General features: G+C 44.1%; 21 protein-coding genes. 9 read left to right on the top strand and 12 right to left on the bottom strand.

The annotated features are described in order from the left end of the window. Positions 1 to 8 precede the first annotated feature (8 nt). From lpxD to DK188_RS19210, 5 genes are all read left to right on the top strand, one after another. Positions 9 to 1,031 (top strand): UDP-3-O-(3-hydroxymyristoyl)glucosamine N-acyltransferase, encoded by a 1,023-nt coding sequence (gene lpxD, locus DK188_RS19190; protein ID WP_111672467.1) that lies wholly within the window; start codon positions 9 to 11, stop codon positions 1,029 to 1,031. 168 nt (positions 1,032 to 1,199) lie between these two features. Beyond that, entirely contained in the window at positions 1,200 to 2,594 is a 1,395-nt protein-coding gene (locus DK188_RS19195) for a bifunctional UDP-3-O-[3-hydroxymyristoyl] N-acetylglucosamine deacetylase/3-hydroxyacyl-ACP dehydratase (protein WP_111672468.1), read from the top strand. Next, positions 2,591 to 3,370 (top strand): acyl-ACP--UDP-N-acetylglucosamine O-acyltransferase, encoded by a 780-nt coding sequence (lpxA, locus tag DK188_RS19200; RefSeq protein ID WP_111672469.1) that lies wholly within the window; start codon positions 2,591 to 2,593, stop codon positions 3,368 to 3,370. Before DK188_RS19195 ends, lpxA begins: the two co-directional genes overlap by 4 nt. A gap of 4 nt (positions 3,371 to 3,374) precedes the next feature. Then, a complete protein-coding gene (locus DK188_RS19205; protein ID WP_111672470.1) occupies positions 3,375 to 3,992 on the top strand; it encodes an ABC transporter ATP-binding protein in 618 nt (205 codons plus the stop codon). Between the two features lie 62 nt (positions 3,993 to 4,054). Continuing rightward, a complete protein-coding gene (locus tag DK188_RS19210) occupies positions 4,055 to 4,540 on the top strand; it encodes a hypothetical protein (protein ID WP_232825775.1) in 486 nt (161 codons plus the stop codon). A gap of 47 nt (positions 4,541 to 4,587) precedes the next feature. Here DK188_RS19210 and DK188_RS19215 read toward each other — a convergent pair whose 3' ends face one another. Continuing rightward, the gene (locus DK188_RS19215) at positions 4,588 to 6,975 is read right to left on the bottom strand and encodes an endonuclease MutS2 (RefSeq protein ID WP_111672471.1); all 2,388 of its coding nucleotides are present in this window, start codon (positions 6,973 to 6,975) and stop codon (positions 4,588 to 4,590) included. After that, positions 6,975 to 7,328 carry a DUF4296 domain-containing protein gene (locus tag DK188_RS19220; RefSeq protein ID WP_111672472.1) on the bottom strand — a complete coding sequence of 118 codons (354 nt, stop codon included), beginning with the start codon at positions 7,326 to 7,328 and terminating at the stop codon, positions 6,975 to 6,977. Before DK188_RS19220 ends, DK188_RS19215 begins: the two co-directional genes overlap by 1 nt. A 105-nt stretch (positions 7,329 to 7,433) precedes the next feature. Here DK188_RS19220 and DK188_RS19225 point away from each other — a divergent pair, with 105 nt between their 5' ends. From DK188_RS19225 to DK188_RS19235, 3 genes are read left to right on the top strand one after another with little or no spacing between them, the layout of a single operon-like run. Beyond that, positions 7,434 to 8,312, top strand: coding sequence for a DUF58 domain-containing protein (locus tag DK188_RS19225; RefSeq protein WP_111672473.1), 879 nt, complete (start codon positions 7,434 to 7,436; stop codon positions 8,310 to 8,312). Beyond that, positions 8,305 to 9,201, top strand: a complete 897-nt coding sequence (locus tag DK188_RS19230; protein ID WP_111672474.1) for a hypothetical protein — start codon at positions 8,305 to 8,307, stop codon at positions 9,199 to 9,201. The genes DK188_RS19225 and DK188_RS19230 overlap by 8 nt, the downstream gene beginning before the upstream one ends. Continuing rightward, on the top strand, positions 9,182 to 10,225 hold the full coding sequence (locus DK188_RS19235) for a vWA domain-containing protein (RefSeq protein ID WP_111672475.1): 1,044 nt from the start codon (positions 9,182 to 9,184) through the stop codon (positions 10,223 to 10,225). Before DK188_RS19230 ends, DK188_RS19235 begins: the two co-directional genes overlap by 20 nt. Here the strand turns inward: DK188_RS19235 and DK188_RS19240 are convergent, their stop codons facing one another. After that, positions 10,226 to 11,308: an alkane 1-monooxygenase gene (locus DK188_RS19240; protein ID WP_111672476.1), complete on the bottom strand. Its 1,083-nt coding sequence runs from the start codon at positions 11,306 to 11,308 to the stop codon at positions 10,226 to 10,228. 165 nt (positions 11,309 to 11,473) lie between these two features. On the opposite strand from DK188_RS19240, the gene hemN reads away from it, so the two are divergent. Continuing rightward, positions 11,474 to 12,832 carry an oxygen-independent coproporphyrinogen III oxidase gene (gene hemN, locus DK188_RS19245; RefSeq protein WP_111672477.1) on the top strand — a complete coding sequence of 453 codons (1,359 nt, stop codon included), beginning with the start codon at positions 11,474 to 11,476 and terminating at the stop codon, positions 12,830 to 12,832. On the opposite strand, the gene DK188_RS19250 is transcribed toward hemN, so the two are convergent. The 9 genes from DK188_RS19250 to DK188_RS19290 form a co-directional block, all read right to left on the bottom strand. After that, the gene (locus DK188_RS19250; RefSeq protein WP_111672478.1) at positions 12,833 to 13,537 is read right to left on the bottom strand and encodes a sulfite exporter TauE/SafE family protein; all 705 of its coding nucleotides are present in this window, start codon (positions 13,535 to 13,537) and stop codon (positions 12,833 to 12,835) included. Position 13,538: 1 nt separating this feature from the next. Continuing rightward, positions 13,539 to 13,964, bottom strand: coding sequence for a FixH family protein (locus DK188_RS19255; RefSeq protein WP_111672479.1), 426 nt, complete (start codon positions 13,962 to 13,964; stop codon positions 13,539 to 13,541). Between the two features lie 8 nt (positions 13,965 to 13,972). After that, positions 13,973 to 15,400 (bottom strand): cytochrome c oxidase accessory protein CcoG, encoded by a 1,428-nt coding sequence (ccoG, locus tag DK188_RS19260; RefSeq protein WP_111672480.1) that lies wholly within the window; start codon positions 15,398 to 15,400, stop codon positions 13,973 to 13,975. Positions 15,401 to 15,448: 48 nt separating this feature from the next. Then, positions 15,449 to 16,375: a cbb3-type cytochrome c oxidase N-terminal domain-containing protein gene (locus DK188_RS19265; RefSeq protein ID WP_111672481.1), complete on the bottom strand. Its 927-nt coding sequence runs from the start codon at positions 16,373 to 16,375 to the stop codon at positions 15,449 to 15,451. After that, complete coding sequence (locus DK188_RS19270) at positions 16,372 to 16,554, bottom strand: cbb3-type cytochrome c oxidase subunit 3 (RefSeq protein WP_111672482.1); 183 nt, start codon at positions 16,552 to 16,554, stop codon at positions 16,372 to 16,374. Before DK188_RS19270 ends, DK188_RS19265 begins: the two co-directional genes overlap by 4 nt. 11 nt (positions 16,555 to 16,565) lie before the next feature. After that, a complete protein-coding gene (gene ccoN / locus DK188_RS19275) occupies positions 16,566 to 18,701 on the bottom strand; it encodes a cytochrome-c oxidase, cbb3-type subunit I (protein WP_111672483.1) in 2,136 nt (711 codons plus the stop codon). After that, positions 18,694 to 18,882, bottom strand: coding sequence for a cbb3-type cytochrome oxidase assembly protein CcoS (gene ccoS, locus DK188_RS19280; protein ID WP_111672484.1), 189 nt, complete (start codon positions 18,880 to 18,882; stop codon positions 18,694 to 18,696). Before ccoS ends, ccoN begins: the two co-directional genes overlap by 8 nt. Position 18,883: 1 nt before the next feature. Then, on the bottom strand, positions 18,884 to 21,313 hold the full coding sequence (locus tag DK188_RS19285; protein ID WP_111672485.1) for a heavy metal translocating P-type ATPase: 2,430 nt from the start codon (positions 21,311 to 21,313) through the stop codon (positions 18,884 to 18,886). Between the two features lie 72 nt (positions 21,314 to 21,385). Next, entirely contained in the window at positions 21,386 to 22,012 is a 627-nt protein-coding gene (locus DK188_RS19290; RefSeq protein WP_111672486.1) for a hypothetical protein, read from the bottom strand. Positions 22,013 to 22,327 lie beyond the last annotated feature (315 nt).

Raw genomic sequence — 22,327 nt, forward strand, 5'->3', positions numbered from 1 at the left:
AGCTGAAAATGGAATTTACTGTAGGCCAACTTGCCGGACTTCTCGAAGGAAAAGCAGAAGGAGACGATACTCAAAAAGTAAATCGGCTAGATAAAATTCAGGAAGGCAAACCGGGCGGGATCAGTTTTTTGGCAAATGAAAAATATGAGCCTTATCTCTACGAAACTGAAGCTACTGCGGTCATTGTATCGGAAGATTTCGTGGCAGCCCGACCCTTTAAAACGACGTTGATTCGGGTAAAAGACGCCTATTTGGGATTTACCAAACTACTGGAAGCCTATGCCCAGCTCTCAAAATCAATGCTTGCGGGAGTTGAGGATCCCTGCTTCATTCACCCAACCAGCTCCATCGGTGAAAATCACTACCGGGGAGCGTTTTCTTATATCGGAAAAAACAGCCGATTGGGAAACAATGTCAAAATACATCCACAAGCTTATATAGGAGATAATGTCAGCATTGGGAATAACTGCATCATTCATTCTGGGGCAAGAATCTGCGCAGACACCGTTATCGGCAACAATTGCGAAATTTTCCCGGGTGCTGTGATAGGAGCCGATGGATTTGGTTTTGCACCACAGGCCGACGGCACTTACAAAGCCATTCCTCAAATCGGCAATGTAATCCTGGAAGACAATGTCAGCATAGGATCAAATACTACCGTGGACTGTGCTACGATGGGCTCAACTATTATTCGAAAAGGGGCCAAAATTGACAATCAGGTCCAAATTGCACACAATGTGATCATAGGTGAGAATACCGTCATTGCCGCCCAGGCCGGAATATCCGGCTCTACCGAAATAGGAAAAAATTGTGTGATCGCCGGTAAAGCAGGAATTGTGGGTCATTTGAAAATCGCAGATAATACAACCATAGGAGCGAATACTGGGGTAAGCAAATCCATTAAAAAGTCAGGTGAAACGCATCTGGGCTATATGTCTATGGATATAAAGGATTTTTTGAAATCCTATGCTTACTTTAAAAATCTGGATCAGCTCGAAAAGCGAGTCAAAGAACTGGAAAAAAAGGGCTAATTTTGTGGCCCTGAAATTTCGAATGGAAATAAGACGCTAAAATCTCGTGAGGTAAGAAAATTACGCACTGGATTAACCTTTTTCCATGAGGGATTTTGCCGAAATATCGGCCGGAGATAGGCAGATCGGTACCGGCTTTATGTCCACTGAAGGGCAAATTTCAAACATATGAAAGTAAAACAGCATACTATAAAAAGACAAGTGGAACTATCCGGTGTAGGATTACACACTGGAGTAGTTTCTAATATGACTTTCCTTCCAGCACCACCCAATCATGGTATCAAGTTCCAGCGAATTGACCTCGAAGGTCGACCTACGGTGGACGCAGACTGTGATTTGGTGGTAGATGTCTCCAGAGGAACTACCCTGGAGCAAAACGGAGCAAGAGTATATACGGTAGAGCATGTTCTGGCTGCTTTGGTAGGTCTAGAGGTAGACAATGTCCTGATCCAACTCGACGGTCCGGAGCCTCCGATCATGGATGGTTCGTCGATTCAGTTTATCGAAGTTTTGGAAGACGCCGGGTTTGAAGAACAAAATGCCCTGAGAAGATTTTTTGAAGTTCAGGAAAGCATCCAGTATAAAGATGTCGCTCGGGAAGTAGAAATGGTCGCTTTACCTACTGATAATTATCGGGTTACAGTAATGGTAGATTACAATTCCCCAGTACTGGGAAGCCAGCATGCTTCCATTACAGATATCAGTCAATTCAGAACTGAGATCGCCTCATGCCGTACGTTTTGCTTTCTTCATGAACTAGAGATGCTTTACAATTCCAACCTGATCAAAGGTGGGGACTTGAATAATGCCATCGTCGTCGTAGACCGAGTGGTGGAAAAGGAAGAACTGGCTCATCTGGCCAAGATGTTCAACAAGCAATCGGTAGAGGTCAAGAAAGAAGGAATTCTCAATAATGTAGATCTACGCTACAGAAATGAACCCGCCCGTCACAAGCTCTTGGATGTGGTAGGAGATTTGGCGTTGGTGGGCAGACCGCTGAAAGCTCAGATCCTCGCAGCTCGTCCCGGACATGCCGCTAACGTGGCATTTGCCAAGAAGCTTAAAAGGGCTATGGAAAAAGCAGGAGCGTCACATATCCCGCATTATGATCCCAAGCTGCCTCCAGTGATGGACATTAATCAAATCAGCAATATTTTACCCCATAGATATCCATTTCAGTTGATTGACAAAATCATCTATCTCGATGAAAGCGTAGTGGCTGGAGTGAAAAATGTGACGATGAATGAGCCATTTTTCATGGGACACTTCCCTGGCAACCCCGTGATGCCAGGGGTACTTCAGGTGGAAGCCATGGCGCAAACAGGTGGGATTTTAGTGTTGAGCACAGTAGATGATCCGGAAAATTACTGGACTTACTTCTTGGGGATAGAAAATTGTAAATTCAGAAAAATGGTATTGCCTGGCGATACCTTAGTTTTTAAATGTGAACTTTTGGCACCGATCCGAAGAGGAATAGCAAAAATGAAGGGTGAGGCCTATGTGGGGAACACGCTAGTTTGTGAAGCCGTGATGACTGCCAGCATAACCCGAAAAGAATCATGATTAGCCCCTTGTCCTCCATAAATCCCGCTGCCAAATTAGGGGAAAACGTACAAGTTGATCCGTTTACTATGATCCACGAGGATGTGATTATAGGAGACAATTCATGGATTGGGTCCAATGTCACCATTTATCCCGGAGCTCGAATAGGGAAAAACTGTCGGGTATTCCCGGGAGCTGTCATCGCGGGGGTTCCTCAGGACCTGAAGTTCCAAGGCGAAGAATCTACTGTGGTCATTGGAGACAATACCACCATCCGAGAGTGCGTGACCATCAGCAGAGGAACAGTGGATAAGCAAACCACCGTCATTGGAAGCAATTGCTTACTGATGGCCTATGTGCACGTGGCGCATGACTGTGTCATCGGAAGCAATGTAATCATAGCCAATTCGGTCCAGATAGCAGGCCACGTTTCAATTGATGATTGGGCTATAATCGGTGGATCAAGTGCCGTGCATCAGTTTGTCAAAGTCGGCATGCATGCCATGATTTCCGGTGGATCTTTGGTGAGAAAAGACGTCCCTCCCTTTACAAAAGCAGCGCGTGAGCCGCTTTCCTATGCAGGTGTCAACTCTTTAGGATTACGCAGAAGAGGTTTTTCCAGCGAATCCATTGCCCATATCCAGGAAGTTTACCGATACCTTTTTCTCAACAGCTTAAACAATAGCCGCGCACTGGAGGAAATCGAAGTCAATCTTCCTGCTACAAAGGAACGTGACGAAATCCTCAATTTTATTCGCTCCTCAGAACGTGGCGTAATGAAGGGCTATATCAATTGAACCGGTGAACATCACGCTCAAGGAAGCTTCTAAACGATTTCAGTACGAGTGGATTTTTAAAAATCTCAATCTTGAACTCAATCAGGGAGATTCCCTTGCAATAACTGGAGGCAATGGATCAGGGAAATCTACCCTGCTCAAATGCATCTCCGGAGCGATTCCCTTTACCTCTGGTCATATTACCTTCCAACAGGAGCATAAAAACCTCCCTTCAGGTGATTGGTACCAGCATTTGGCCATAGCAGCACCTTACCTGGAGCTGCCAGAGGAATTTAGCCTAAAAGAAGTAATTGATTTCCATTTTAATTTTAAGCGTCCCCTTGATCAAATTCAATCCAAGGAGTTGATTGAAATTCTTTATTTGGATCAGCACATCCACAAAGCTGTTTCGCAGTTTTCATCCGGGATGAAGCAACGCCTTAAGTTGGGAATTGCGCTTTTCTCAGATGTCCCGCTGATCCTCCTGGATGAACCTACCTCCAACCTTGACAAAAAAGGAATCGCTTGGTATACCGACATGATCCAGAAATTTCAAAAAGATCGAATCCTGATCATTTGCTCTAATGAACCAAGAGAATATGAGTTTTGTAAACAAAAATTGGTCTTGGAAGATTTTAAGTGAAAATTAAGACTTTGAACTTTCGGCGATATCTTTAATTTTACGGCAGTAATTAATTGGTTTATATGAAATTGAATTTGTGGAAAGTAGCTTTGGCTGCATTGATAGTGGTGGGAATGCAGGCATGTGGAGGGGATGATCCTACGCCTACGCCTCCAAAAACTCCGGAACAAATTGCCACTGAGGCATTGACTGGTACTGGAACCCAATCTTGGGGTATTGCCGGAGGAGGCCGAGTGACCCGAGGAGGAAGTGATGTGACGGATCTTTATCCCACGTTTGAACTGATCTTGAATTCTGGTTCATCTAAAACCTATACTTCCAGAAATAGCAACGATTTATTTGATTCGAATGGAAATTGGGCCTTTGCCGGGACTAATTTTGACAAAATCACCCTGACAGGAACCAAGCCTGCTGCGACAAGAGAAATGTCCTTTACCCAATCTGGCACAGCTTTGAAACTGGTCTTTTCCATCCCTGCCCCGGGAGCTAGGATCAACGGACAATTTGCCATTGCGGGAGATTATGTTTTTGATTTGGTCAAAAAGTAATTGGCCAAAATAAAAATCAAGAAAGGGAGCCGAAAAGCTCCCTTTTTTTATTTCAGCGTCACTAGAGTGACTCCTGCCCCGCCTCGGTCGGCATGTTCGTCTTCCATTTTAGCTACCGTCGGCATAGCCCTGAGCAGGTTTCGGGTGATTTCCCGCAGGATTCCGTCCCCTTTGCCATGGACTATCCGTAGATTTTTGATACCGAGCATGTGGCCTTCGTCGATGAAAGTCTGGATGAGGGAAAGAATTTCTTCACCTCTTTTTCCCCGGAGATCCAAGTTGGGCGAAAAGTCCATCATCTTGGAATTGGTACTGTAATTGCCTCGGTTGGAAAGCGCCTTTTGTTCCTTTTTGACTTCAGTTTTCGAGATTTTCTCCAGACGCGATAGCTTCACATTTGATTTTAGATCTCCGATTGCGATTTCGACATCTTTATTTTTGATGGCTACAACTTGGGCTACTGCTCCATTGTCTTTGAGCCTAACCCAATCCTCTGGACCGATCTTACCGCCTAATACCAGTATTTCAGGATCTTTGACAACGGACTTCTCTGGCTTTACTACCTTCTTAAATTCTTCCAGCTCCTGTCTCACTTGCTTAGTGATTTCCTTCTCAGCATTTCCCTCTCGGATCTCTCGGATCGTCGCTTCAATTTTTTTGTTCGTCTGATCCAGCAGGGATTTGGCTTCCTGTTTGGCTTCTTGGATGTATTTCTTTTTGGTCAATTCCAATGTTTCTTTCAGCTGATTGTATTCTTTCAGCCTGATTTGCAGTAGTCTTTCTTTTTCCTTGACCTCTTTAAGCAAACCGGAGTATTGGTTCTTTTCATTTTCCAATTGTGTCAACAATCGGTCATAACGGACTCGTTCTTCTCCGATTTGGTCTTTGGCATAGGACAAAATATCCTTTGATAGGCCAATCTTGGACGCAATCTCTAAGGCAAATGATGATCCGGGCTTCCCGATTTCAAGTTGGTATATCGGCTCCAATCGATCCACATCGTAGCGCATAGCACCATTTACCAAGCCCTGATTTTTGTTGGCAATCTGCTTCAAGTTGCCGTAGTGAGTGGTCAAAACTCCAAAAACGCCGAGTTTATTCAGCGATAGCAATATCGATTCGGCAATCGCCCCACCAAACTGAGGTTCTGTCCCTGTTCCAAATTCATCAATGAAAAGGATGGTCTTTTTATTTGCAAACTGCGTGAAGTGCTTCATGCTCATCAAGTGCGAGCTATAGGTACTCAGGTCATTTTCCAAACTCTGCTCATCGCCTATGTCGATGAAAAAGTTGTCAAAAAGCGAGCTTTTACTATCCAGATGAACGGGGATCAACAGTCCACACTGCAGCATGTACTGGAGCAAAGCTACCGTCTTTAGCGTCACCGATTTACCTCCGGCATTAGGCCCTGAGATCACAAGGAGTCGCTCATGGCCTCCCAGTTTTATGTCAATGGGTACAATCTTCTTTCCTTGTGCTCTTAGCGACATCTCTAGGAGTGGATGGCGTGCCCGATTCCAATTCAGCGTTCGTTCTTTGACAATTTCAGGTTTGCAGCTATCTGTTTTCTGTGCAAATCTTGCTTTGGCTCGGATAAAATCCATCAATCCCAGGAAATTGGTCGCTTTTCGCAAAGCAGGAATAGCTGGTCTCAATCGGTCGGTCAGCCGGGTGAGAATCTTGATGATTTCGCGACGCTCCATGTATTCGAGGTCGCGGATCTCATTATTGATATCCAGTGCCTCCTCAGGCTCCATGAACACAGTCTGTCCGGTGGCCGATTCATCGTGGATAAATCCTCGAAGCTTTCGCTTATTCTCAGCGGCAACAGGGATGACCATTCTCCCTCCTCGGATTGTCATTGAGGCATCTTCAGGCGTTAGCCCCTTTGCCCGTGCTTCTTTGAAGATGCGCTCCATCACTTTCCGCAGCCGTCCTTCCTCGTAGAGCAGTTGTGTTCGGATTAATTGGAGTTCCTTACTGGCATTGCTTCGGATCTTACCTTTTTCGTCGATGATCAGATCAATTGCTTTGAGCAGATTCATATCCAGATCGAGCAGTAAGCCTAATAAGGCACTCAAAGTCGGATACTTTTCTCCATGATTTTGAAAAAAAGTAACACAGCCTCGGAGCGTTTGCAGGGCTAATTTTACCTCATAGAATTCCTCCTGATCTAAGAAAGCACCTTCCAATTTGGCCTTTTCCAAAAATGGATTGAGATTCGTAAAGTTGGAATTAGGAAAAACATCTCCTGCGATTAGGATTTGTCTAAACTCCTCAGTTTGATCCAACAGGCGCTGAACCAAGTTGTAATCGGATGAAAAAGCGACCTTTTCGACATAGTCCTGACCTAAGCTGGAAGTACATTCAGCCTTCAGTAAGTCTTTGATCTTGAGGAAATTTATTTTTTGGTCGAGATTGGAGGGGTAAAGCATCAGAATAAATCTCCATTTTTATCGGGTAAAGATTCCTTGACTACCAGTGAGTCAATCACCCGGGCATAGATTTGGTCCATTTTCTCGGCGTCTTCGAGGTAAAACAACATGCTGTTGATGAAAACCGAATCCATTATGCCATGTTTAATAAATATATCTTTTTCCATCAAGGAGTATAGAACCTGAGAGGAATCGTAGGGGATCGGAAGAGAACTGACCATTCCTTCGGTCAATTGAATATCTATGAGTACGTTGACCATCTGATCCTCAGACAACACGCCCGCCGGAGCACTTCCTGAATCACAGGAAATCAGGATGATGGAAAAAAGAAAGGGTAGAATAAATCTTTTCACGGGTTAAAATTAGGTTTTTTTAACTGATAATGTCCTGACCGTTTACCTAACTCAAATTTTATAATTCAGTTCAAGACTTTAACTTAGCCAGTTCAAATCTCCGGCATGGATCAGCTGTTTAGCAAGCTCAGAAAGTACGAAATAATGATCAGAAAGGTGGCAAACAACCACCTCCAAGGGGAATACCAGTCGCTTTTCAAAGGCTCAGGCCTCGAATTTGATGATCTGAGACCCTATCAATATGGGGATGACATCCGGACCATCGAATGGAAAGTATCTGCAAAGGGACACGGAACATTCGTGAAAACGTTTCGCGAAGACAAAGAACAGTCGGTTTATTTCCTTCTGGACATCTCCGGAAGTCAGGATATTGGGCAGCAGGGCAACAAAAAGATTGATCAGGGAAAATTGATTGCCGGCGTTTTGACCCTCGCCGCAGTATACGAAGGAAGCCAGATAGGGCTGATCTCCTACTCAGACGAACAGGAAAAACTGATTCTTCCCTCAAAGGGAAGTAAGCAGGGTGTAAAAGTCATCCGGGGGATTTTTGACCACCAAAACAAAAGTCTTAAGACTAATTTGAACGGTATGTTTTCCTTTGCTCTGAATCTGATCAAAAAAAGAAGCATAATTATCATCATCTCCGATTTTATTGATCAGGATTATGAGCGATCGTTTCGGGCTTTGGCAGAGCGGCATGATGTAGTGGCTATTCAGCTCACAGATCCCAGAGAATCGGCTCTGCCGGCATTGGGGATCATTCCTATCTATGATAAGGAGCGGGGTAAAACAACATGGGTTAATACGGCCTTTGGAAGTTTTTCGAAGAAAATATCTGAAACTTTCACCACCGAGCGGGAATATCTGAAAGACATCTGCAAAAAAAATCAGATCAATTACCTCGCTATCGACACGACTCAGGATATTGTAGCTCCCCTGATCGATCTATTCAAGTACCGAAACAAACGAATGAAGCGTGGGTAAAATCTGGATTTTCCTTTCGGTATTTCTGATCAGCCTTTCCACTTTGGGTCAATCTGTGCAAGTGGAAGGCTACTTTACCCAAGATTCTGCCAAGCTGGGCGAACGGGTGGGGTTTGTCCTCAAGGCTCGCTATCCTGAATCCTCCCAACTAATTTTCCCGGATTCCCTCTATGACTTTTCCCCTCTGGTCCTGCTGGAGAAGAAAACTTTTATTTCTCAAACCACAGAAGGCCAGACACTGGACAGCACCGTGTACTATGTCTCTAACTTTTCGTTGGAGCCAAGTGTATTTCTCTCTTTGCCTGTGTATGAATTGAGCAGGTATGATAGCATTACTTATTTTTCAACCGAAGCGGAGCTCAAACTTAAATTGACCCTTGATTCAATTCCTGAGCAACCAGTTTTTCAGGAAAACAATGTCTACCAACCGATTGAAACCACCTTTAACTGGCTCCTGGCGGGTTTGATTATAGGAGGAGTGATCATTCTATTGGGAGGATTTGCCTTACTTTTTGCGAAGCGAATCAAAGCGGTCTTTCAACGCAATCGGGAGAAAATACGCTGGATACAATTTGAACGAAAGTGGAAGAAACTAACTGGACTCCTCGCTCAAAATCCTGCACTGGAACTTGCAGATGAGGTAATCGGACTTTGGAAGGGATATTTGGAGAGCATCACCGATTTGCCTTTTCAGGAATGGACCTCCAGTGAAATCGCCGAAGCTCTCGATGACAAAGAGATCTTCAAAGCGCTCCGTTCGATTGATATGATCATCTATGCAGGTAAAGAGGCCAAATCAGAGGAAGCCACAACTTACCTTTTCGAAGTAGCAAAAATAAAATATCAGGAAAAACTAAACCAGATCAGAAATGAGAGAGCAACTCGCTGAGTTTTTTGATTGGTCATGGTTTCTCCCCGAGACCTTCAAAACCTACGAATGGGACAATCCCATCTTGCTGAACCTGCTGTGGATGATCCCATTGCTGATTCTTCTGAGAAAAGGAATCAAGTTTCTCAAGAATCCCGTTTTGGAGCTTTCCCTGCCCAAACGCGTCGCGAGAGGAAATCCTTGGACTTATTTGCGCTTGATTCCGACCGGATTTTTCTTTTTGGCTCTGATCTTTATAGTCATCGCACTAGCCCGTCCACAGCGTAGCAATGAGCGGGTGGAGCAGTTTACCGAAGGTATTGATATCCTCATGGTCATGGATATCTCCGAGTCGATGGATCTGCAGGATTTCACTCCAAATCGATTGGAGGCAGCAAAGCAAACCGCCATTGACTTCATCAACGGCCGATTTGGAGACCGGATCGGGATGGTGATTTTTGCAGGAGAAGCTTATTCACTTGCTCCTTTGACCAATGACTATGAACTGCTGACCAATCTGATTTCTGATATTTCTTTTGAAATGATCGAGCCCAAGGGCACAGCCATCGGATCGGCCATCGCAGCAGGTACCAATCGGATGAAGGAGAGCGAAACACCCTCCAAAGTCATGATTCTCCTTTCTGACGGAGAGAGCAATGCAGGAAATGTAGACCCACTTTTTGCTGCCCAACTGGCTTCTGCTTTCAATATTAAAATATATACCATTGCAGTCGGGAAAGACGGTATGGTGCCCTATGGTACCGATTTTTTTGGCAGACCTCAAATGGTCGAAAGCTATCTGGACGAGACTACCCTGCGGGAAATCGCAAGAATCGGAAATGGGGAATTCTACAGAGCATCAGATGGAACGACGCTCCAGCAAATTTTTGATCGGATCGACACTCTGGAAAAGGCTGAAATTCAGGAGAATCGATACAAGGAAACAGCAGATTATTACCGAATCTACCTGTTCTGGGCGATGTTGTTTTTCTTGATCTGGCTGGCATTGAAGAGTTCATTCTTCAATAATTTTCTACTTGATTGATCAGCCTTGCAGCGTTTGCTTCCACCTTTCTAGCCTTGGATTCATCATTGAAAACCAAAGGGGAGGGAAAAAAGCGACCAAAATCATAGCTGAATAGCCTGCGGGAAGTTGCGGGCTTTCATCGTAATGATTCAATACTTGATAGGGTTTGAAGGCATATGCGTGGTGATCCGAATGCCGTTGAAGTTGGAAGAGGAGGAAGTTACTCACACTTTCGCTAGCATTCCAGGAGTGAAGTGGAGTGACTTTCTCATAATAGCCAGTGGTCAGTTTTTTCCGCTCCATCCCGTAGTGTTCCAGATAGTTCACCGCCTCCAAAAGACTGAATGCGAGCACACTTTGGCCAAAGAAAAATAGGGGTACTTCCCATACTAGGCGGTTTTGAAGGGAAGAAAAACCAAATAAAGCTACAGCTGCGAAAGCAAGCGGTGCTATCTGAAACCAGATCATTTGATTCCGAATAGACCAAACAGGAAGCCCTATTTTAGCAAGCCTGGTTCTTTCCAGATCCCAAGCACTGAAAAACCCATCTCTTACAGACCTGACCCAAAATGTATAGAAATTCTCTCCAAATCTACTAGTGGCGGGGTCTTCGGGAGTAGCTACCCGCACATGATGTCCTCGATTATGCTCAATAAAAAAATGCATATAGCAGACCGTCATCAATAGAAACTGAGCATAGACTTGTTGGATTTTTTCGGTCTTGTGTCCCAATTCATGGGCGACAGTGATACCAATTCCTCCTGTGACCAAGGCCATCCCTGAAGTAAATGCCAACCACTCCCACCACACAAAATCCGCTAGGCTTACGACATAAAAACCCCAAATCAATATCCCCAACTGAACATATACCCAGATATAGGTGACCAACTTGTAAAAGTATTCCTTACTCACTTTGCAGATCGCTTCCTTCGGAATATTGGAAGTATCCCTACTGACCCATCTATCCATCAATGGAACAAGAATGAAAACAAATCCATGGATCAGCCAAAGATTTGACCCTCCTAACTGATACCCTAAAACCAGCAAAGAAGGAAGGATAAGGGGGCTAAAAAACCCGATTTTTTTCAAACTGCTAAACATTGGTCCGTGGATTTGATCAAAATTTAGAAAGAATGAACTGGATTATGAAATGAATCCATTCGTCTAAACCCTTCTTACAATACCTGATTAAAGTCAGATTTTTAGCCCATTTCGGTCACAAAAAACTCAAAAGCTTACGCCGAACTTTGACCAAAATACACTGCTATGGCCCTATCATCCAAACTCATCAAAAAATATAATCAGCCAGTACCTCGGTACACCTCCTATCCTACAGTTCCGCTTTGGGATGGCCAGTTGATTCCGGAAGTATGGGAGAATTTGGTCCAACAAGCATTTGCCCAGCAAGGAGATAAGGATGGGATCACTTTATACATCCATTTACCTTTTTGCGAGAGTCTCTGCACCTATTGTGGCTGTACGAAGCGAATCACAAAAAATCATGGAGTTGAAGACCCTTACTTGGAGGCGGTATTCAAAGAATGGACAAAGTATCTGGGATTATTCAATGAAGTTCCAAAACTTGCCGGAATTCATCTTGGCGGTGGGACACCGACCTTCTTTTCACCAGAAAATCTGGCGAAGCTTATATCTAAAATTATCAGGTCCGCAGAAGTCCTTCCGGATCATGAATTCAGCTTCGAAGGTCATCCCAACAATACGACATTCGAACATTTGGAGGTCTTGGCAAAATTGGGATTTGAGCGAGTGAGCTATGGAATCCAAGATTTTGACCTTACAGTACAGCGGTCCATCCACCGACTTCAGCCTTTTGAAAAAGTAAAAGAAGCGACCGAAAATGCCAGAAAGCTTGGGTACAAATCGGTCAATTTTGATTTGATCTACGGACTGCCGCATCAGACATTGGAGACGCTGGCAGATACATTTGCCCGCGTAGCAGAATTGAAACCGGACAGAATTGCCTTTTATAGTTACGCGCACCTCCCGTCTGCTTTTCCGGCACAAAAAAGCTTTGAGCCCTTCCTCCCTTCCGAACTGGAAAAAAGGGCTCTGTATGAATTTGGAAAACATACGCTGCTGGAATTGGGATATGTAGAGATTGGCATGGATCATTTTGCATTGCCACAGGACCCTCTTTGTTTGGCTAAAAAAGCAGGAAGTCTACATCGCAACTTCATGGGCTATACCACTTCTCCTTCGGAGATGCTGATCGGCTTAGGTGCAAGCAGTATTAGTGATATCGGCTTGGGCTATGCCCAAAATGAAAAAAACATCGAGGCATATCAGCAATCGCTCCATGATAATAAACTTCCGGTCTTCAAAGGACATGTAAAGACCTGTGATGACAGAACTGTGGGCACATTGATTATGGATCTGATTTGCCAGGGAACAGCGGATATTCCCTACTTGATTTGGGAAAAATTACCATTTGAAAGTCTGAACTCCCTATTCGAAATGGAGGATGAAGGACTTGTACTACGCGAAGGAATGACCTTGTCAGTCACTGCGGCAGGCATGGCTGTAGTTCGGAATATTTGTGCTCAATTTGACCTAAGAATGATTGCTTCTAGAGAAATAAAAGAGACTTTCAGCAAATCAATCTGATCAGTGGCACATGGTAATCTCTACCTGCTGGGTACCATAATCAAAGACGGCCAATTCGGGGCTCAAGCCCGGGATTCCCAATCCAAGTCCTCGAAATACCATCAATATCCCAATGGCAATTCCAAAATAAGGAATTGCTTTTTGGAATTGTTGTCTTCGAACGACCGGCAAAAGGCTGCCTGAAATCATCAAAACCAGTAACATGGGAATTGTACCTAAACCAAAAAAGAACATGTAGGCTGCTCCCAAGGCTGGACTTTGCATTCCCATGGCGACTACCAGCGCCATATAGACCATCCCGCAGGGAAGCAACCCGTTAACTAAGCCTGTAGAGAAAAATGCGAGTTTACTACCAGACTTAAGAGTCTTGGTAAGGTGACTTTTAATCCAACGTACTATGCCTGACAGCGCTGGTATGGTCAAAAACTGATCAGCTTTTTTATAACTGATCGATAGGAATACTACCAAAAGCCCCATCGTGATCGAAACCCCCTGCTGGACTCCGGCAAGCGAAAGTGAAAAACCCAGGCTCCCAATTATCAAACCAAGTAAGGCATAGGTAAGGCTTCGCCCCAGGTTATAGATAATTTTATTCCAAAGAAAAGCACGTCCCTTGTTTCCCCCGACAGCCAAGGCAATCGGGCCGCACATTCCAATACAATGGAAGGAACCCAAAAAACCCAAAACCAAGGCTGTCCAGATCATTTTAGATACTTATTTTCTTTTCCTGGTAAAAATCTACTCCATTCTCAGTCCAAGTCAATTGGACTCGCCAATAACCTGACTTGAGTTTCTCCAGCGGCACTGAAGTCTTACCTTCTTCCAATATATCGATCACTAGTTGCTGATCCAATCGCGCATCGGAAGGACGGAAAAGTTGTAAGTTGCCTTTGACACCGACAGGAAGATCCAATACCATCGTTTTGGTCAACGCATCATAAGCCAAAACCTCCCGATCTAGACCAGCGGCTGATTTCTCCCGCTCGATTTGATCCTGATACTTTATTTCTTTTTCATAGTAATTCTCAGTGACCAAATGAATATCATCCTGCCGCACTGAGATCACGACCAAAGTCATGATAAAGCCTACGAAGGCGATGATTGTCAACAAAATACCTTTTCCCCAATCCATAGTTTCTTTTATTTAGCGACCCCAACCGGAGCCATAAAGTTTGTTTGAATCTCATCAAATTCTTCTCCCTGATGGAGCAGTTGGAGCATGATTTTCTCCTGTGACACCTTGACCTGAGATTGTTCCCTCACCAGGAAAAATCGTCCTTCAAACTTCGTCTGCGGTTCCAAAACCCATTCTGAAGCTCCGACTATTTCCACTTTCATACCCTCTGCGAGAGCCTTGATATCCACACGCTGTGGTTCGAATGTTTTATTGATCAGGGTGATATTGTAGAGGTTAGAAACCATCCCAGCTTCCCGCTCTTGGTAAGTCATACCCGGAAACCGCGTGATTGTCCCTTCCAAATCCTCCCGAGTGGCAATCAGCGATACAAATGCCGCTACCAAAACCAAAAGCACGACCGAATATCCTTTGACTCTGCCGGTCATTAACTTTTGAAATCCCTGCTTAATACTGTTTTCGGAACTATATCGGATTAGGCCAACAGGCCGTTCCACTTTGACCATCACCTCATCGCAGGCATCGATACAGGCGGTACAATTGACGCATTCCATCTGAGTTCCATTGCGAATGTCAATCCCCGTAGGGCATACTTGGACGCAAAGTCCACAGTCGATGCAATCTCCCTTTGGAGCCGGTACAGTTTCATTTTTACGAATAGGAGTCCTAGGCTCCCCTCTGACATAGTCATACATGACATTGATGCTATTGTCATCTAATAGTACCCCTTGTAGGCGTCCGTAGGGGCAAACAACTAGGCAAGCCTGTTCTCTAAACCAAGAAAAGACGAACATGAAAATTCCCGAAAAGGACACCAAACCGATAAATCCTGCCATATTTTCGGTCGGTGGCTTGGTCACAATCTCCTTTACCTGATCTATACCAATCAAATAGGCCATCACAAGATGACCGATCATGAGCGAGATCAGGGCAAAAACACTGATTTTCAAGCCCTTTTTCCAAATTTTCTCTCCTGTCCAAGGTGACTCATTCAGTGCTCGCTGCTGATTGGCATCCCCTTCGATGAGGTATTCGATTTTGCGAAAAACCATCTCCATAAATAGGGTCTGTGGGCACGCCCAGCCGCACCATACCCTACCAAATACCACTGTAAATAGAATCACGAAAACAAAGAAAATCAACAGCAGAAATATCAGCAGGTGGGTATCCTGAGGCCAGAATGCCGCTCCAAAAATGATGAACTTCCGTTCAAAAATATTGAAGAGCATGTATGGCCTTCCGTTGACCTGAATAAATGGCCCCGCAAATAAAACTGCTAAAAGAAGCCAAGAAAGATAGGTTCGATACTTGTAAAAAATGCCTTTAATCTTTTTAGGATACACCCAATTTCGCTTTCCGTCTTCCTTGACAGTAGCTAGTGCATCCCGGAAAGTCTCCGGATTCAAATGGGGATTCTGGTTTTTCTTAGCCATGGTTTAGGCAGGTTACTGCCGGGAGAATCTTCCCCGGCAGTGATAAATTTAATCGATCGAAGCTACTACCGCTGTGCTATCAGTCACAGGAGCAGCCTCAACTGGAGTAGGAGAATACAGCTCACCTTGCGGGTCTTTTGGCACCGCAGGGGTGGTGCCTTTCAGTGTCAGGATGTAAGAGGATACCTGCTGGATCTGCTCAGGGCTCAGTTGATCCTGCCAAGGAATCATTCCTTTCTCCACGACACCATATTTCACTACAGAAAAGACATCTGAAATGGAGCCACCATGAAGCCAATAGTCATCGGTGAGGTTTGGTCCCACTCCACCTCCTCCGTCTGCAGCATGACAGGCAGCACAGTTGGTTTCGAAAAGGGATTTACCCGCCCCAAGAGCAGCAGCTGATTCATCAAAAATGACGGTCTTTTCATCAATACCAGCAAGCATAGTGGCTTTTCTGAATTCAGCTGCCTCGGCTTCTTCCTTCAATTCAGCTTCATACTCTTCAGCTCCAGTTGGACCATTTCCCAAAACCGTATAGTTGACAAAATAGACAACCCCAAAAGCTATGGTGCCAACAAAAACCCACTGAAGCCATGGAGGCATGAAATTGTCCAACTCGGTGATTCCATCATAAGAGTGATCGGTCATCATTTTGGCCTTTTCTTCTTGTCCTCCGACTTCATCTACATGGCCAGTCACAAAACGCTCTTTGAAAGTGTCCCACCAGGAAGGTTCATTGGCAATACTTGGATTTTCTTTACGAAGTACAGCTGACATGAAAGACATCAAATACACCATCAGTATCAGCAACAGAACGATGACAGCCAATACAATTCCCAAGATTACCAACAGCGTGACCTGACCGGAATCCATCGCCTGTAACTTAGTGTACCAATTGGATTCTTCAGTTTGCGCCCATACGGGGAAAGTAGTGAATCCCAAAATTGCGAGTAATGAAAATAACTTCTTCATAGCTGTTTGATGGTTGAATCTTGATCATCGAATGGGAGGGATTCCATGTGTTTAATGTGGTCTTTGGGGGTTTTTACCACCCAAATAAACATCCCCACGAAAAACAACAGAAAGATGATCAGCGAGATGATGGGATAAATCTCGATGTTTTCAATTGATCTTAGAATTTCTTTATACATGGCTTCTCTGATTATTGGTTAGCGGCAGTTGCAGGCTGCTTGATGTCAGTTCCAAGACGCTGCAGATAAGCGATCAATGCGACGATCTCGGTATTGGGAGCTACTTCGACACCGGCATCTTTAAGATTGGCGACGATTTTTGCTGCTTGTGCATCGTAATCCGCTGTTGCTAGTTGGTCATATCCTTCTGGATAAGGAACTCCCAATTTTTGAAGCGTTCTGATTTTGGCAGGCAAGTCAGAGTTATCCAATTCGTTGGTGGTCATCCATGGATAGGGAGGCATGAGTGAGCCAGGTGACATAGAACGGGGATCTGACATGTGATAGTAGTGCCAGCTATCGGGATATTTTCCTCCTACTCGATGCAGGTCCGGCCCGGTACGTTTGGATCCCCATAGGAATGGGCGGTCATACACAAATTCACCGGCTTTGGAATATTCACCATAGCGCTCGGTTTCTGATCTGAATGGACGAATCATCTGAGAGTGACAGCCCACACAGCCATTGGCGATATACAGGTCTCTACCTTCAAGCTCAAGTGGAGTATAGGGCTTCACCGAACTGATGGTCGGCACATTTGATTTGATCAAAATGGTAGGGATAATTTCAATTGCACCACCAATGGCGATGGCGATGGTTGCCAGAATGGTAAAGAAAACTGGCTTTCTTTCCCATGCTCTATGCCAGAATTCTCCTGTTGGATTGTAGGCTTTGGCCAATGCAGGCGCTTGATCTTCTTCGGTGGCCTGGAAGACACCTTGCTTGGCCGTCATCCACATGTTATACATCATCACGATCGCACCACCTAGGTATAGGACTCCACCAAATGCCCGAAGCATATACATCGGAACGATTTGGATCACAGTTTCCAAGAAATTTGGATAAGCCAATCGACCTGCTTCATTGAATTCTTTCAGCATCAAAAACTGAGTCAATCCAGAAACATAAAGTGGAAGTGCATAGAAGATAATACCCAGCGTACCTAACCAAAAGTGGGTATTGGCGAGCTTAATAGAGTAGAGGCTAGTTTTGAATAATCTAGGCCACATCCAGTACAGCATACCAAAAGTCAGGAATCCGTTCCAGCCTAAACCTCCGATGTGCACGTGACCTACGATCCAGTCAGTATAGTGGGCAATTGCATTTACATTTTTCAGCGAAAGCATCGGCCCCTCAAAAGTCGCCATACCATAAGCGGTCACCGCGACTACCATGAATTTCAAAACCGGCTCATTTCTTACTTTATCCCATGCTCCGCGCAGCGTCAATAAACCATTGACCATACCTCCCCAAGAAGGAGCTACCAACATCACAGAGAAAACAGTACCCAATACCTGAGCCCATTCAGGCAAAGCCGTATATAACAAGTGGTGAGGGCCAGCCCACATGTAAAGGAAAATCAGCGACCAAAAGTGTACAATGGATAGCTTATAGGAATAAACTGGGCGATTGGCAGCTTTTGGTAAGAAATAATACATCAGTCCTAGAAATGGGGTAGTCAAGAAGAATGCGACCGCATTATGTCCATACCACCACTGAACCAAAGCATCCTGAACACCGGCATAGGCTGAATAGCTTTTCATAAATGAAACCGGCAGCTCAAAGGAATTGAAAATGTGCAACACTGCAACCGTGACAAATGATGCGAGGTAAAACCAGATCGCCACGTACATGTGACGCTCTCGACGCTTGATCAGCGTTCCGATCATATTGGCTCCAAAGGCTACCCAAACCAGCGCTATGGCAATGTCTATCGGCCACTCCAGTTCGGCATATTCTTTAGAAGTAGTCAAGCCCAAAGGCAAAGTAATCGCTGCAGCTACGATGATTAATTGCCAACCCCAGAAGTGAAACCAGCTGAGCATGCTATTCCACATGGGGGTCTTAAGTAATCTTGGCATCGAATAATACACGCCGGCAAAGATGGCATTCCCCACAAAAGCGAAAATTACTGCATTGGTATGCAGCGGTCGTATCCTGCCAAATGTGGTGTAGGGATTACCCAAATTAGCCTCGGGAAGGAAAAGCTGGGTGGCGGCAATGAGCCCCACTAACATGCCAACTAGACCCCAGATAATCGTAGCGGCACTGAAGTACTTGACAATTTTATTGTCATAGTGGAACCGTTCCAAAGTAGAATCATTCATAGGACTTGGTATTTTTTGGTTGATCTTTTTTTGACTTTTTAGGCTGATTTTCAAATAAAATTCGGACTGAAGGGGTATAGCTATCGTCAAACTGCCCATCCTTCATTGCTCTGAAAAAAAGTATCAGAAACGTGACGGCCAGAAGGAGACTAATTGCGATGAGAATAAAGATGACTTCCATTTTAGGGTTTGTTTAGGTGAATGAGACCCTTGCGAATCCCCATTAAATTGGTAGCAACCGTGGCAAAAATCACTACCGAAATACTGCTCAAAGGCATCAATATGGCGCAAAGTACTGGACTCAAAAGTCCCTGAACAGCTAGGCTGATCCCCACAATGTTGTACAAAAAACTGAGTGCGAAACTGGCTTTGATGATTTGCCTGCTCTGTCTGGCAAACGAAAGGAAGCCAGGGATTTTGTCAAAAGAATCAGCATCCAAAATGGCATCACTTGCTGGGGAAAAATGGCTGACTCGATCTGTGACCGCTATTCCGACTTGACTCTCTTGGAGCGCTCCGGCATCATTCAGCCCATCACCGACCATCAATGTGTTTTTGCCTTGCGCATTTAAGTCTTTGAGGTAATTGAGTTTGTCTTTTGGGCTTTGTTCAAAGTTAAAACGAAGGGAAGTTCCCAGTTTTTGGGACAAGGACTCACGCTCATGGGAATGGTCGCCTGACAGCATGTGAAGTTCAAATCCCTCAGATAGTTCCTTCACCACCTCAGAAACGCCTTTTCTCAACCCCGACTGAATATGGAAAAATCCTAAATTGACCCCTTCTACACTGATTGACACCTGATTTCCATCTTGAGGAATGGACTGGTCTACCAGACCAGTGAAGCGCTGAGATCCAAGTCTGAACTCTTGACCTTTATAGCTTGCGAGAATTCCCTCGCCTTTAATTTCCTGGATGGAATCCAGGCTGACTGGATGGATATTCCCTAAGAAAAGATTGATCCTATTGCTTAAAGGGTGTGTGGATCGAGTTACCATCGCTTTGATAATCGATCGAGTCTCAGCTGAAAGTGGCTCACCTAGATATTCTATTGTGGCATTAGCAGGATCGGTCAAGGTCCCTGTTTTATCAAAAACAATCGTGTCCAGCAATGCTAGTCGCTCTACCACTGCAGCATTTTTAAGGTAAAATTTCCCTCTTCCAAATATCCGCAGAGTATTGCCCAAGGTGAATGGCGTGGACATGGACAAGGCGCATGGACAGGCTACGATCAGCACAGTAGTAAAAGCTTTCACTGCAATGCTGAGGTCATTTCCAATCCAAAAAATAAAGGCAGCTACGGCTATGGTAAGGACTGTCCAAGTGAATACCCCACTGATTCGGTTAGCTAGCGGTTCAAGTAGTCTTTTGGTAGATTTTGCAAAAGAGTCGTTGTTCCACAAGTCAGTCAGGTAACTCTGAGAGGGAGATTTCTGAATCGTAAACAGTACCGCACCACCTTTTTGTCTACCTCCCGCATAGATCAGTTCTCCTTTTCGCTTGGGTACCGGTACTTCTTCACCAGTCACAAAGCTGTAATCTATATTAGCTTGGTCACTCAAAAGCAATGAGTCAGCAGGTATCAATTCTTCATCCCTAACCAGCACTACATCCCCCACTTGCAATTTGAAAAGCGGAATAACTTCCTCTTGGTCCTGTACAAGTCGAGTTACTGCTATTGGGAAATAGGACTTATAGTCCCGATCAAACTCAAGTGTGGCAAAGGTTTTTTGCTGATATATTTTCCCGAGCAAAAGGAAGAAAAGTAATCCTCCCAGGCTGTCCATGTAGCCCGCATTACCTTGAGCAAATATTTCCCAGAGGGAATAAAAGAAAAAGGCGATAATTCCGAGTACAATCGGTACATCCATGTTGATCTTGCGCTGACGGACCGCATTCCAAGCAGATCGGTAATAATCACTGGCGGAGTAGAATACAATAGGAAGAGAAAGCACGACATTCAGGTAGTCAAAAAGTCGCTTAAACCCTTCACCCAGAAGCCTAGCCTCTGAAAAATATTCTGGGAGGCTAAAAAGCATCATATTGCCAAAACAAAATCCTGCCACTCCAAGCTTTGTGAGGGTTTTTCTGTCTATTAGACTTTTGTTTTTTTGATCAAGGTCAGAAAGGTTGATTTTAGGCTCATAGCCAAGCGTAGAAAGCAGCGTAACTACTTCTTTTAGATTAATTTGATCCTGAGAAAACTTTATTTGGACTTTCTTTTTGACAAAATCGACACGGCTTGAAAAAATTGCCTTATTGATTTGGTACAAATTTTCAAGGAGCCATATGCACGAAGCACAATGAATTAAAGGGATGTAAAAGGTAATGTGACTCTCTTTCTCGTCCTTGAAGTCCAACAATTTCTGAACGACTTCCAAATCGTCCAGGTAATCAAACCTGTTCTTTAATCTGGAACTTTCTTTTTGGCTTTTGCCTGGAGCAGACTCCAGCTGATAATACTCACATAGATCGTTTTGAGACAATACCTCGTAGACCAACTTACATCCTTGACAACAGAATGTTTTTTGATCAAATGATACGGACTCCTTCTCACAGCTTTCACCGCAGTGATAGCAAGAGGTTTGGATTTCAGGAGTAGCAACAGGTCTCATGGAAGGATATTTTTATAAAATTACCTTGGAACAAATGTGGAAATCATGACGAAAATCAGTGAAATGCATGATTTAAACCGAGAGGTAAAATGAAAGCTTAGAACTCCAAACCTTGCCTTTATAAAAATGAAAAAGAACCTTTGCTAGATCTGCTTGGTAATTTTTGGTAGTAACTAAAAGTGAACAATCGTGCTTTACTCCATAAGACCAGAAGTCACCGATTCTGGAAAAATTGAATTTGATAAAACTCGTTTCACGAGTTGAATTCGAAATCAATTGAATAATCTCCCGCTCTTCCCGAATTTTAGATTTAGGAGTAAAATTGGGAGAAATGATCGTTGCCTTACTGTCGTGAATCAAATCTCCAAATAAGTTGATGAAGTTCTTGATCAATTCAACTGAATTGGAGGTGCCATCAAAATGAAATAAGAGGTGTTCAGTTGAGAAATCAGGAACAAAAAGAAGAACTGGAATTGGGCAAACTTCCTTTTCAAGTGGCCTTGGATATTCATGGTGGTGAAGCCAATCAAGCGTTTTCAGCAAGTCTATTGTAAAAAGAGTGGGTTCATCATCCTGATTGCAAAGGCTATTGTCAGGATTTGTTGGGTCAAAAGACTTAGAAACTTTCGCACAAAAAAATTCATTAACGATATCATCAGTCAATCCAATCAAAGGTGCTTGTGCCGATTTCAGTTTCATAGCTTAAACTTCTTGTCAAAGCTAATTTGAGATCCATGGAAGATGCCTGACTATTGTGGTCAGCATCTATGATAAAAATCATGTCTCCAAAATTGTCCTGGAATACGAAATCCATTTAAAAAACAAAGCCGCTTAAAAACTTACCGATCAAAGGATTCGGATTAATAAAAGACTCCTGGGACAAATGGTGAATAATCCGGTGAATTGGATAGCCTTTAAACAGCCAGAAGATTTAAAACATTTGGATCAATTCAATTTGGGTAGAGGGAATCCAGTTTTCACTTTAGGCTCCCCCCAAACGCAAAAAAGCCTCTG

The sequence above is a fragment of the Algoriphagus litoralis genome (assembly GCF_003259255.1).
GTDB lineage: Bacteria > Bacteroidota > Bacteroidia > Cytophagales > Cyclobacteriaceae > Algoriphagus > Algoriphagus litoralis.